The organism is Kitasatospora sp. NPDC096204 (assembly GCF_044763205.1).
Classification (GTDB): Bacteria; Actinomycetota; Actinomycetes; order Streptomycetales; family Streptomycetaceae; genus Kitasatospora.
In genome coordinates this window covers 224,582-236,585 of the sequence record NZ_JBIWFT010000009.1, presented here as the reverse complement: position 1 = coordinate 236,585, position 12,004 = coordinate 224,582, and the positions used below count along the sequence as shown (strand labels likewise).

Below are 12,004 nucleotides of genomic sequence, written 5' to 3'. Positions count from 1 at the left end.
TCTCCACCCTCGAACGCGGAATCCGCCGAGACGACGACCTCGCCAATGCCTACCGCGACTGGCTCACCGCCGCTTGACAGCCCATAGGAGCATCAATCCGAGGGCGGCCGGCGCGGCCGCCCTGCTACCGTCCGCCGGTGACTTCTCTGCTGCAACCACCGCTGATGACCCGGCTGCTGGCCGCCGAGCGCGTCCTGGTCGCGGGAGCCGGCGGGGGCTTCGACGTGTACGCCGGGCTGCCGATCGCCCTCGCCCTGCGGGCCGCCGGCAAGGAGGTGCACCTGGCCAACCTCTCCTTCACCCACCTCTACGGCCTGCCCCGCGACGTCTGGGCGGAGCCCGACGTGGCCCGGATCGGACCGGACACCGCGGCCCCCGAGGGCTACTTCCCGGAGCGCACCCTCGCCCGCTGGCTGAACCGGCACGGGATGCCCGACACCGTGTGGGCCTTCCCGACGGTGGGGGTGCAGCCGCTGCGCGAGGCCTACCGCGCGCTGGTCGGCCGCCTCGGCGTGGACGCGATCCTGCTGGTGGACGGCGGCACCGACATCCTGATGCGCGGGGACGAGGTCGGACTCGGCACCCCGGAGGAGGACATGGCGAGCCTGGGCGCCGTGGCCGGCCTGACCGAGGTGCCCGAGCGGCTGGTCGCCTGCCTCGGCTTCGGCGTCGACGCCCATCACGGCGTCAACCACTCCCTGGTGCTGGAGAACCTCGCCGCGATCGACCGGGCCGGCGGCTACCTCGGCGCCTTCTCCATCCCGCGCGACAGCCGGGAGGGGGTGCTCTACCTGGACGCCGTCGAGCACGCCCGGGCCGCCTTCCCGGAGCACCCCAGCATCGTCAACGGATCGGTGGCGGCGGCGCTGCGCGGCGAGTTCGGCGACGTCCGCTTCACCGACCGGACCAAGGGCGAGCAGCTCTTCGTCAATCCGCTGATGACGCTCTACTTCGGCGTCACGGTCGAGGCGCTGGCCGCCGAGCACCGGTACCTCGACCGGCTGGAGCGCACCGTGGTGACCCGCCAGATCGCCACCGTCATCGCGGAGTTCCAGGACGAGCTGCCGCGGCAGCGGCCGCCCCGGCAGTTCCCGCACTGACACGGGGGCGGCGGGGTCGGTCCGGAGCGCGGGTCGGCGGGTGGGGGAACGCGGATCGGCGGGCCGGTCAGAACGCGGCGAGCCGGAACTCCAGGTTCCCGAACCGCACCTGGTCGCCCGGGCGGACCCGTACGCCACCCGCTATCCGGCGCCCGTTCACGTGGGTGCCGTTGGTCGAGCCGAGGTCGTACAGCACCCAGCCGCCCTGCTCGTGCCGCAGCTCCGCGTGGTTCCGGGACACCGAGGGGTCGTGCAGCCGCAGCCCCGAGCCCGGGAGCCGGCCGATCGTCAACTGCCCGGCCCCGGCCTGCGGCAGGCTCAGCCCGGGCAGCCGCTCGGTGCGCCAGGCCCGGCCCATCCGGTCGCCGAGGGCGGAAACCCGCCCGACCGTGCGCAGCACGAAGCGCTCGACCGGTCCGCCGGTCGGCAGCCCGGCCACCGCCGCGTCCAACTCGCCGCGGCTGGTGGCCTGCAGGACGATGTCCATCCGGCCGAGGAAGGTGTCGTGCGAGAGCCGCCCGCTGCCCGCGCCGTCCCGCAGCACCCCGAGCGCCTGCTCCCGCTCGGCGTCGGAGGGGCGGACCGCGCCGGTCGGCCCGCCCGCGCCGGTGGGGAGTTCAGGAGGCGTCATGGCCGAATTCTCGGCGCGGCCGACTCCGGCTGTCCAGATCACGCCGTGCCCGGGCGCGGGGTTCGTACGTCACGGCAGTCCAGACGCCCCTTCCGGCCGGGCGGTTCCGCGCGTTCGGGGCGTGCGGCCGGCCCCGTTCCCCGGTGCCGTACGGCCGGTTCCCGGGGGCCGTGCCCGGCCGGTTCGGGGCGGCCGTACGGGCCGTCAGCCCTTGCGGGCGGCGGCCAGGATCTTCTCGGTGGTGTGCAGGAACCGGGAGGTGACCGCGCCCCGGTAGGTCTTGCCGAACATGTCCCTGGTGACCCACTTGCCGTCCTGGAGGTGGATCACGACGTACGCGGCCCCCGGATCGGCGCCGAGCACCTCGACGTCGCCCTTCGGCGAGCGGTGGGGGAGGGCGAGGCCGGCCGGCAGCGGCTCGGAGAGGAAGGCGACGACCAGCCGGACGTCCGGCGTCACCTCGACGCCCCGGAACGGCTCGGCGGCGAGCAGGCCGGCCACCTCGTCCACCGTGCGCAGCAGCACCGGCACCGGGTACCCGAGCGCCTCCTCCAGGTGCTCCTCGATCCGTCCGGTCAGCGCCGCGCGGTCCTGCTCGTCGGTGGTGAAGAAGACGTTGCCGCTCTGGATGTAGGAACGGACGCCGCCCAGCCCGAGCTCGGCGAAGAGCGCCCGCAGCCGTTCCATCCGCACCGTCCGGCCGGCGACGTTGATGGCGCGCAGGAAGGCGATGTACGTCGTCGTGGTGGTCACCCCGCCAGTCTGGCACCGGCCACCGACAACGGCCCGGCGCCCCCGGGCCGTCCGCTCCTGCCCGCCGGACCCCGCGCCCGTCCGGGCGGTCCGCGGACGGCGGCTGTCGGTGCCGGGTGCCAGACTGGCGCCATGGCTACCTGGCAGGACTTCGAGCACGAGGCTCCCGATCTGGCGCCGCTGGTCCGGGCCCGCTTCGAGGCGAACAAGCACCACGTCCTGGCGACGCTGCGCAAGGACGGATCGCCCCGGGTGAGCGGAACGGAGGTCGACTTCGTCGGCGCCGACCTGTGGATCGGGTCGATGTACGGCGCGGTCAAGGCGCGTGACCTCCGGCGCGACGCCCGTTTCGCGCTGCACGCGCACCCGGGGGACGAGACCATGGCCGGCGGGGACTCCAAGGTGTCCGGCCGGGCGGTGGAGGTCGCCGACGAGACCGAACTCGCCGCCTTCGCCGCCGACCTGCCCGAGCCGCCGCCCACCCCGTTCCACGCGTTCCGGCTGGAGCTCGACCAGGTGGTGCACACCGCCGTGGAGGGCGACCACCTGGTCGTCCACAACTGGCACCCGGGCCGGCCGGTGGAGCGGATCCAGCGCCACTGACCGGCGCCGGTCCGCCGGCAACCGCCCTACGGCAGGACGGACTTGAGGGCCTCGGGGGTCCGGGCCACGACGGCGTGGCCGTCGTCCGCGGTGATGATCGGGCGCTGGATCAGGATCGGGTGCTCGGCCATCGCCGCGATCCAGCGGTCCCGCTCACCCGCCTCCCGGGGCCAGTCCTTCATCCCCAGGTCCTTGGCGGCCTGCTCGTCGGTGCGGGTGATGTCCCACGGCTCCAGGCCCAGGCGCTCCAGCACCCGCACCAGTTCGGCCGCGGTCGGCGGGTCCTCCAGGTAGCGCCGCACGGTGTACTCGACCCCGGCGCCGTCCAGCTCGCCGAGCGCGGCCCGGCACTTGCCGCACCGAGGGTTGATCCAGATCTCCATGCCGGCCACCCTACCGAGCCGCCCCCGCCCGGCCCGTCCCGCCGCGCGCGATCCGGCGGCGTCCGGCGGCCGCGCCCCACCCGCCGCACGATCCGGGCCGTACGGGAACTCCGCTGCGCCCATCGAAAGTTGACCACGCAGGAATCGTGATCTCGTGGAGGGGGGCACCGGATGGACGGCGCCGCGATCATCGGGCAGTTGATGACCACGGAGGGCAGGACCGACCCGTACCCGCTGTACGCCAAGGCGCGCGAGCTGGGGCCGGTGGTCCCGATCGGGAACGGCATGTTCATGGTGAGCGGCTACGCCGCGGCCAACAAGGTCCTGCGCATGCCCGCCTTCGGCTTCGCGACCGCCGAGATGCCGGCCGGCCTGACCCCCGGCTACACCGAGCACTCCTCGCTCGTCCTGTTCGGCCGCTCGATCCTCCAGCGCAACGCCCCCGACCAGCCCCGGGTCCGCTCGCTGATCGCCTCGGTGTTCACCGCCCGCAGGGTCGCCGCGCTGCGCCCGGCCGTGGTGGCGGCGGTCGACCGGCTGCTGGACGAGATGGCCGAGCAGGGCGCCGACGGCTCGCCGGTGGACTTCATGGACGCCTTCGCCTTCCGGCTGCCGGTCGGGGTGATCTGCGAACTGCTCGGCGTGCCCGAGCAGGACCGCTACCGCTTCCGCGGCCTCGCCTCCGACCTGACCGTCGCCCTGGAGTTCGTCCAGGACCTGGACGAGCTGACCGACGCCGACCGGGCCGCCGACGAGCTGACCCGCTACTTCGCCGAGCTGGCCGCCGAGCGCCTGGCCCGTCCGCAGGACGACCTGGTCACCGACCTGGCCCGGATCGCCGCCGCCGACGACGAGCGGCTCTCCGCCGAGGAACTGCTGGCCAACCTGGTCCTGCTGCTGGTGGGCGGCTTCGAGACCACCACCAACCTGCTCGGCAACGGCCTGAACCTGCTGTTCCACCACCCCGAGGTGGCCGCCGGGCTGCGCAGCGGCGCGATCACCCCGGCCGGGTTCACCGACGAGGTGCTGCGCTTCGACGCGCCGGTCCAGGTCAGCAGCCGGGTCGCGCTGGGCGAGGGCCTGGTCATCGAGGGCGTGCCGATCCCGCCCGGCCACGAGGTGACCCTCCTGGTCGGCTCGGCCAACCACGACCCGGCCCGGTACGAGCGCCCCGAGGTGTTCGACCCGACCCGCACCGACAGCCAGCCGCTCAGCTTCGGCGGCGGCGCCCACTTCTGCCTGGGCTCCCAGCTGGCCCGGCTGGAGGCCGAGGTCGCGGTGCCCGCGCTGCTCGACCGCTTCCCCCGGCTCGCCCCCGGCGGCGTCCCCACCCGGCGCGACCGCCTGGTGCTGCGCGGTTTCGAGACCCTGCCGGTGACCGTCCGGTGACCGTCGGCTGAAGGGCTTGCTGAGGGCCCACCGAGGGCCCGCTGAGGGTGCGCCGACCAGTGGCCGCCGGGACCGGAATGAGCTCCTCCGGCCCCGGCGGCCGGGACGTTCGGCCGTTCGTGGCGAGGCCGTTCGTGGGAGATCATGGGGATGAAAGCGGCCAATCCGGACCGATCACCCGGAACGGCCACCTGCCAGGAGGTCCCCACCGTGCCCACAGCACCCCGCCCGCCGCGCCCCGCGGTGCCGCAGCCCACGGTGCCGCGGTGGGTGCCCTGGCTGCCGGTGATCCTGCTGGTGCTGGACCTGATCGCCGAGGCCGTCGTCCCGCAGGCCGTCGCCGCCGGCTTCCTGCTGACCGCGCTGCCCGTGGTGGCCGCGTTCAGCTACGGACCGGTGCTGACCGCCGTCACCACGGTCGGCTCGCTGGCCCTCCAGCTCCTCCTGGCGCTGCGCATGGACCACATCTCCGAGCAGCACCACGTCTGGGTCTACATCACCACCCTGGTCTCCGGGGTCATGGGCACCGCGCTGTCATGGCAGCGCACCCGGCAGAACCGCAACCTGATCCAGGCCCGTACGGTCGCCGAGACCCTGCAACGCACCGTGCTTCGCCCGGTGCCCGAGCGGACCGGCGGGCTGCGGCTGTCCGGCCTCTACCGCCCGGCCCAGGCCGACGTGCTGGTCGGCGGCGACCTGTACGAGGTGTGCGACACCCGCTTCGGCGTGCGGGTGCTGCTCGGCGACGTCCGCGGCAAGGGCCTGGGCGCCGTCCGTACCGTCGCCGACGTCCTCGGCGCGTTCCGGGCGGCCGCGTACGACACCCCCGGGCTGGTCGAACTGGCCGACCAGCTGGACCGCGCGGTGCTGCGCGACGCCGCCGACCGCGGCGACGACGAGCTGTTCGTCACCGCCGTCCTGCTCCAGTACCGGCCCGGCTCGGACTGCGTGGAGATCGTCAACCGCGGCCACACCAGGCCGCTGCTCCTCGGCGGAGGCGGCATATCCCCGGTGTCCTGCGCCGACGAGCTCCCGCTCGGCCTCGGCCACCTCGGCCCCGCCGAGGAGCGCAGCAAGGCGATCGCCGTCGCGCTGCCCCCGGGCCACACCGTCCTGCTCTACACCGACGGCGTCAGCGAGGCCCGCGACACCACCGGCGCCTTCTACCCGCTGGCCCCCCGCCTCGCCGCCCTCGGCAGCACCGCCCCCGACCGGGTGGTCTCCTTCCTGGCCCAGGACGTCCACCGCTACGCCGGCCTCCTCGCCGACGACCTCGCCGTCCTCGCCCTCACCCCGGACGCCCCGTAGCCGCGGCCTCCCTGTCGTTCCTCCCCTCGTCACGTCCCCCCGCGTCACCTCCCCCGCGTCACCTCCCCCTCGTCACCTCCCCTCGTCACCCGGACGGGTCCGCCGGGATGCCCCCGGGCGCGGGAGTGCGCAGGCTGCTGGCAACCACCGGGCCCGGCCGGGCCCCGAGGGCACGGCACGGGAGGACGAGATCGACGGGACACGGACGGCGGACACCGGCGGGGGAGCCGGCGCGCGGCTGCTGGCGCGCGTCGCCCTGCTGGCGGCGGCGGGGGCGCTCGGCATGCTGCTGTTCGCACTGGGGGAGGGCGGACTGCTGGTGGTCGCCGCGGGGCTGCTCGGACTGGTCGTCTGGGCCGCCGGCATCTGGTGGTTCCTGGCCTACCGGGGAGCGGTCCGGGTGTTCGGGCTGCTCGTCGCGATCGCGGCGCCGGTCGCGGTGCTGGTGCTCTTCGCCCACCACCGGCTGTGGCTGACCGCCCTGGCCCTCGTCCTGTGCTGGGGAGTCGCGCTGGCCCTCGCCCGCGCGGCACTGCGCAGGGCCGCTCCGGAACCGTCGATGCAGGCGGTGGCCGCGCCCCGGCCGCGGCGGCCGGTCCTGATCATGAACCCGAAGTCCGGCGGCGGGAAGGTCGGCCGCTTCGGACTGGTCGAGCGGGCGGAGGAACTCGGCGCCCGGGTGGTCCTGTTCGACCGCACCGCCCCCACCGACCCCGCCGCGCTCGCCCGTACGGCCGTGGCCGAGGGCGCGGACCTGCTCGGCGTGGCGGGCGGCGACGGCAGCCTGGCGCCGGTCGCGGCCGTCGCCGCCGAGCACGACCTGCCGTTCCTGGTGCTCCCCGCCGGCACCCGCAACCACTTCGCCCTGGACCTCGGCCTCGACCGGACGGACCCGTCCCGCGCCCTGGACGCGCTGACCGACGGCGAGGAACTGCGGGTCGACCTCGGCGAGGTCTCGGGCCGGGCCTTCGTCAACACCGTCTCCTTCGGCGTGTACGCCGACATCGTGCAGCGGCCCGAGTACCGGGAGGACAAGGTCGGAACGGTGCTGGAACTGCTGCCCCAGCTGCTGGTCGGCGAGGGCGTGCCGCGCATCGACGTCCGGGCCGACGCCACCGTGCTCACCGGCGAGCAGGCGCTGCTGGCCAGCAACAACCCGTACGGCTCGACCGAGGGCCTCGGCATCGGCGACCGCCGCCCCCGGCTCGACGGCGGCGAACTCGGCGTGCTCGGCATCCGGGTGGAGGGCGCGCCCGAGGCCGCGGACGTGGTCCTGCGCGGCAGCCGCTCCACCGGGCTGAGAGCGCTGACCGCGCGGCGGGTCGAGGTGACCGCCGACGGGGACGAGATCCCGGTGGCGGTCGACGGCGAGGCGCTGCGGATGCCCGTACCGGTCGTGTGCACCCTGCGTCCGCGGGTGCTGCGGGTCCTGGTGCCGCGCGACCGCCCGGGCGTCCCCGCCTCCGCGCCGCCCGTGAACTGGCACCGGCTGGCCGACATCGCGCTCGGCCGCGGCCTCCCCGGCACCCACGGCCACTGCGACCCGACCACCGAGGGGCCGACCCGTGACTGATCCGAAGCACCACGCCGCCCCGCCCGCCCCGCAGGCCGTGCTCACCGACCTGCGGACGCTCGACGGAGCCGTCTACGCGGCCGTCGCCGGCACCCCCACCCCGGCCCTGGACTCCGCGCTGCGCCGCCTCTCCCGGGCCGCCGACCACTCGAAGATCTCGCTGGCCGTCGCCGCGCTCCTCGCCCTCGTCCCCGGCCGCCCCCGGCAGGCCGCGGCGGCCGGGGTCGGCGCGGTGGCGCTGGCCTCGGTGACGGCGAACCTGGTCGGCAAGCAGTTGGTCCGCCGCCCCCGGCCCGACCGGGAGCAGGCCCGGGTGGTGGTCGGCCGGCAGGTGCCGATGCCCGAGTCGGCCTCCTTCCCGTCCGGTCACATGGCCTCGGCGACGGCCTTCGCCACCGCGGTCGGCGTGCTGCTGCCGCCGATGGCGGTCCCGCTCGGCGCGGTGGCGGCCGCGGTCGGCTACTCCCGGGTCCACACCGGCGTGCACTACCCGGGCGACGTCGCGGCCGGCGCGCTGCTCGGCTTCGCCGCCGCCGTGGCCTCCCTGGCCGTCGTCCGGACCCTGCCGCCGAGCCTCCCGGCGTGAGCCGTCGGCGCCCCCGTCCGACCTCCGCCCCACCCCGTCGGCAATCCGGGCCCGTACCGGGCACGGGAACGTCTGTGCGCTATCTTCTGCCGTGACCATTTTCCCCCGGCAACGATCAGGTTCCTCGGGCCGCCGCGAGTCCGCGAAGGGCGGCCGGCTCGCCGTCCTGGACGGACTGCGCATCCTGGCCGCGCTGATGGTGGTCTTCCACCACTACGTCGGCTACGGCGGCGGCGGCTCGGCCACGGACAGTGCCTGGGGCCAGCCGGTGGAGCAGGTGTTCCACCGCGCCTCCTTCCTCGGCGCCTATCTGTGGACCGGCGTCTGCCTGTTCTTCGTGATCAGCGGCTTCGTGATCTGCATGAGCAGCTGGGGCCGCCCGGTGGGCGACTTCGTCCGTTCCCGGGTCATCCGGCTCTACCCCGCGTACTGGTTCGCCGTCCTGCTCACCACCGCGGTCGTCACGATGTGGCCGCTCGTTCGCCAGCCGCTTCCCCCGGAGCAGGTGCTCGCCAATCTGACGATGTTCCAGGAGGGCCTGGGCATCAAGCACGTCGACGCCGTCTACTGGACGCTCTGGACCGAGCTGCGCTTCTACCTGCTCTTCGCCATCGTGGTCTGGCGGGGCGTCACCTACCGGCGGATCGTGGCCTTCTGCTCGATCTGGACGGTCGCCGGCATCGTCTCGGAGAGCACCAAGTCGCCGGTCCTGGAGTTCTTCGCGATGTCGCAGGTCTCCTCGTTCTTCGTCGCCGGCCTCGCGCTCTACCTGGTCCACCGGCACGGTCCCAACCTGATGCTCTTCGGCATCGTCGGGATCAGCTGGATCGTCTCGGTCCTCTACACTCTCCAGCACCAGGTGAACGTGAGCCGCTTCCTCGGCCGCGTCGACCTGCCGACCTGGCCCGCCGTCCTGCTGACCAGCCTCTCCTATCTCGTCATGATCGGGGTCGCCCTGGGCTGGGGCTCCCGGATCCAGTGGCGCTGGCTGACCTTCGCCGGAGCCCTCACCTACCCCCTCTACCTCCTCCACGAGACCATGGGCTGGACCGCCCTGCGCGCCCTCTACGACCACGGCACCAAGCCCTGGACGGCGGTCGCCATCGTCACCGCCGGCATGCTCGTCGCCTCCTGGCTGGCCCACCGGCTCATCGAGAGGCCCCTGACACCCCGCCTCAAGGTCGGCATGACGAAGAGCATCGACCAACTCCGCGCCGCCGAACCCCTCCCGCAGCCCGCCACCCGGCCCCGCGGAATCCCGGAGACCGTCACCACCCCCTGGGCCACCTCCTTCACCCCCCGGGACACCCACCCCCCACAGCAGCCCGCCCCCGACTCCCGCTGACCTCGTCCCACCCGCGCCGACGGCCACAGCATGCACCGGGCGGCCGGCCCGACCTCCGTCGGACCGGCCGCCCGGTACACCTGTCAGCCCCGCGGCTCCTTACAGGTCGTAGTACAGCTCGAACTCGTGCGGGTGGGGGCGCAGCGCGATCGGGGCGATCTCGTTGGTGCGCTTGTAGTCGATCCAGGTCTCGATGAGGTCCGGGGTGAAGACGTTGCCGGCGAGGAGGTACTCGTGGTCGGCTTCGAGGGCCTCCAGGACGGCGGGGAGGGAGGAGGGCACCTGGGGGACGTTGGCGTGTTCCTCGGGCGCCAGCTCGTAGAGGTCCTTGTCGACCGGCTCCAGGGGCTCGATCTTGTTGCGGATGCCGTCGAGGCCGGCCATCAGCATGGCGGCGAAGGCCAGGTAGGGGTTGGAGGCCGGGTCGGGGGCGCGGAACTCGATGCGCTTGGCCTTGGCGTTGGAGCCGGTGATCGGGATGCGGATCGCGGCGGAGCGGTTGCGCTGGGAGTAGACCAGGTTGACCGGCGCCTCGAAGCCCGGCACCAGGCGGTGGTAGGAGTTCACCGAGGGGTTGGTGAAGGCCAGCAGCGAGGGGGCGTGCCGCAGCAGGCCGCCGATGTAGTAGCGGGCGGTGTCGGAGAGCCCGGCGTAGCCCTGCTCGTCGTAGAAGAGCGGCGTGCCCTCGCTCCACAGGGACTGGTGGACGTGCATGCCCGAGCCGTTGTCGCCGAAGATCGGCTTCGGCATGAAGGTGGCGGTCTTGCCGTTCCGCCAGGCGACGTTCTTGATGATGTACTTGAACAGCATCAGGTCGTCGGCGGCGTGCAGCAGGGTGTTGAACTTGTAGTTGATCTCGGCCTGGCCGGCGGTGCCGACCTCGTGGTGCTGGCGCTCGACCTCCAGTCCGGCCTTGGCGAGTTCCAGCGACATCTCGGCGCGCAGGTCGGCGAAGTGGTCGACCGGCGGGACGGGGAAGTACCCGCCCTTGTACTTGACCTTGTAGCCGCGTACGTCGCCCTCGGCGGCGCCGCTGTTCCAGGCGCCGGCCTCCGAGTCGATGTGGTAGAAGGACGCGTTGGCGCTGGTCTCGAAGCGGACCGAGTCGAAGACGTAGAACTCGGCCTCGGGCCCGAAGTAGGCGGTGTCGGCGATGCCGGAGGAGGCGAGGTAGGCCTCGGCCTTCCTGGCGACGTTGCGCGGGTCGCGGCTGTACGCCTCGCCGGTGACCGGGTCCTGGATGAAGAAGTTGATGTTGAGGTGCTTCTCGGCCCGGAAGGGGTCGAGGCGGGCCGTGGCGAGGTCCGGGACGAGGGCCATGTCGGACTCGTGGATGGCCTGGAAGCCGCGGATCGACGAGCCGTCGAACATCAGGATCTCGGACGGGTCGAAGGTCGCCGCAGGTACGGAGAAGTGCTGCAAGACGCCCGGCAGGTCACAGAAGCGGACGTCGACGAACTTCACGTCGTTGTCCTGGATGAACTGCTTCACTTCGGCGGCGTTGTTGAACATCCATCCTCCTCGGCGTGCGAATTGGGCTCACCATAGGAATGGGCCGTTTCCACTCGGTGACCCGCTCGTTTCCTAAATGTTAACCACGGTCGCCGGGCGCATGGCAAAGGCGTACGGGACGGTACAAACCACCCCGCCCAGCTGGGCACCCTTCCGCAAGTGGTCTGGACCACTCGGAAACTGCCCGGAAAGCCCCGGAACGACGATTCACCCGGTCGGGGGTGATGCCCGCCGGGGAGGGGAGCCGGTGGCGGAGCGGGCCGTCAGCCCGGTTAGTGTGGATTCGTGGACACCAGAGAAGCGTTGGGATCGTGGATCGACGGCCCCCGGGCGGCCGCCGAGAAGATGGGCGCCGACTTCGGCTACCGCGGCGAGCGCCTCGGGCTGCCCAAGGAGGGCTCCGGCTCGATCGCCGGCCCCGGCCGCCGGATCGGGGCCCTGTTCGTGGACGGCTGGCTGGTCTCCCTGATCGCGTACGGGCTGCTCGCCCGCGGCGACCAGGCCGAGGCCAACCTGTGGACCAGCCCGCTGTACTTCCTGGTCGTGTCCCTGCTGCTGTCCACCACGGGCACGACGCTCGGCAAGCGGCTGTTCGGCCTCCGGGTGGTCCGCCTGGACGGCCGCCGCGCGACCATCCCGCAGGTCCTGCTGCGCACCCTGCTGCTCTGCCTGGTGGTGCCGCCGCTGGTCTGGGACCGCGACACCCGCGGCCTGCACGACAAGGCGGTCGGCACCGTCGAGGTCCGGATCTAGCGCGCCGTACGAACGTCGGAACGGCCCCGCCGCGGAGCTTCCGCGGCGGGGCCGTTCTCGTGTCGTCA

General features: G+C 73.4%; 12 protein-coding genes. 8 read left to right on the top strand and 4 right to left on the bottom strand.

The window, feature by feature from the left end; genetic code table 11:
* Window positions 1-137 precede the first annotated feature (137 nt).
* Window positions 138-1,100, top strand: coding sequence for a DUF1152 domain-containing protein (locus ACIQ87_RS12920; RefSeq protein ID WP_402405460.1), 963 nt, complete (start codon window positions 138-140; stop codon window positions 1,098-1,100).
* A 67-nt stretch (window positions 1,101-1,167) separates the two neighbouring features.
* Here the strand turns inward: ACIQ87_RS12920 and ACIQ87_RS12915 are convergent, their stop codons facing one another.
* Together ACIQ87_RS12915 and ACIQ87_RS12910 are read right to left on the bottom strand one after the other, a co-directional pair.
* The gene (locus ACIQ87_RS12915; protein ID WP_402405458.1) at window positions 1,168-1,731 is read right to left on the bottom strand and encodes an FHA domain-containing protein; all 564 of its coding nucleotides are present in this window, start codon (window positions 1,729-1,731) and stop codon (window positions 1,168-1,170) included.
* A gap of 204 nt (window positions 1,732-1,935) precedes the next feature.
* Window positions 1,936-2,484, bottom strand: coding sequence for a DUF1697 domain-containing protein (locus tag ACIQ87_RS12910; RefSeq protein WP_402405456.1), 549 nt, complete (start codon window positions 2,482-2,484; stop codon window positions 1,936-1,938).
* Window positions 2,485-2,616: 132 nt separating this feature from the next.
* Between ACIQ87_RS12910 and ACIQ87_RS12905 the strand changes: the two genes are divergently transcribed.
* Window positions 2,617-3,087, top strand: coding sequence for a pyridoxamine 5'-phosphate oxidase family protein (locus ACIQ87_RS12905; RefSeq protein WP_402405454.1), 471 nt, complete (start codon window positions 2,617-2,619; stop codon window positions 3,085-3,087).
* Window positions 3,088-3,113: 26 nt separating this feature from the next.
* Here ACIQ87_RS12905 and ACIQ87_RS12900 read toward each other — a convergent pair whose 3' ends face one another.
* Window positions 3,114-3,470 (bottom strand): arsenate reductase family protein, encoded by a 357-nt coding sequence (locus ACIQ87_RS12900; RefSeq protein WP_402405452.1) that lies wholly within the window; start codon window positions 3,468-3,470, stop codon window positions 3,114-3,116.
* Between the two features lie 171 nt (window positions 3,471-3,641).
* On the opposite strand from ACIQ87_RS12900, the gene ACIQ87_RS12895 reads away from it, so the two are divergent.
* The 5 genes from ACIQ87_RS12895 to ACIQ87_RS12875 all read left to right on the top strand — a co-directional run bounded on the left by ACIQ87_RS12895 (window position 3,642) and on the right by ACIQ87_RS12875 (window position 9,671).
* Complete coding sequence (locus ACIQ87_RS12895) at window positions 3,642-4,859, top strand: cytochrome P450 (RefSeq protein WP_402405450.1); 1,218 nt, start codon at window positions 3,642-3,644, stop codon at window positions 4,857-4,859.
* 210 nt (window positions 4,860-5,069) lie between these two features.
* Window positions 5,070-6,167, top strand: coding sequence for a PP2C family protein-serine/threonine phosphatase (locus tag ACIQ87_RS12890; protein WP_402405449.1), 1,098 nt, complete (start codon window positions 5,070-5,072; stop codon window positions 6,165-6,167).
* Between the two features lie 283 nt (window positions 6,168-6,450).
* On the top strand, window positions 6,451-7,740 hold the full coding sequence (locus ACIQ87_RS12885) for a diacylglycerol/lipid kinase family protein (RefSeq protein WP_402405447.1): 1,290 nt from the start codon (window positions 6,451-6,453) through the stop codon (window positions 7,738-7,740).
* Window positions 7,733-8,326: a phosphatase PAP2 family protein gene (locus ACIQ87_RS12880; protein ID WP_402405445.1), complete on the top strand. Its 594-nt coding sequence runs from the start codon at window positions 7,733-7,735 to the stop codon at window positions 8,324-8,326. The genes ACIQ87_RS12885 and ACIQ87_RS12880 overlap by 8 nt, the downstream gene beginning before the upstream one ends.
* 91 nt (window positions 8,327-8,417) lie before the next feature.
* Window positions 8,418-9,671 (top strand): acyltransferase family protein, encoded by a 1,254-nt coding sequence (locus tag ACIQ87_RS12875; RefSeq protein WP_402405443.1) that lies wholly within the window; start codon window positions 8,418-8,420, stop codon window positions 9,669-9,671.
* A 99-nt stretch (window positions 9,672-9,770) separates the two neighbouring features.
* Here ACIQ87_RS12875 and glnA read toward each other — a convergent pair whose 3' ends face one another.
* A complete protein-coding gene (glnA, locus tag ACIQ87_RS12870; protein WP_402405441.1) occupies window positions 9,771-11,183 on the bottom strand; it encodes a type I glutamate--ammonia ligase in 1,413 nt (470 codons plus the stop codon).
* 285 nt (window positions 11,184-11,468) lie between these two features.
* On the opposite strand from glnA, the gene ACIQ87_RS12865 reads away from it, so the two are divergent.
* The gene (locus ACIQ87_RS12865; RefSeq protein ID WP_402405439.1) at window positions 11,469-11,936 is read left to right on the top strand and encodes an RDD family protein; all 468 of its coding nucleotides are present in this window, start codon (window positions 11,469-11,471) and stop codon (window positions 11,934-11,936) included.
* The last annotated feature ends 68 nt before the right edge of the window (window positions 11,937-12,004 follow it).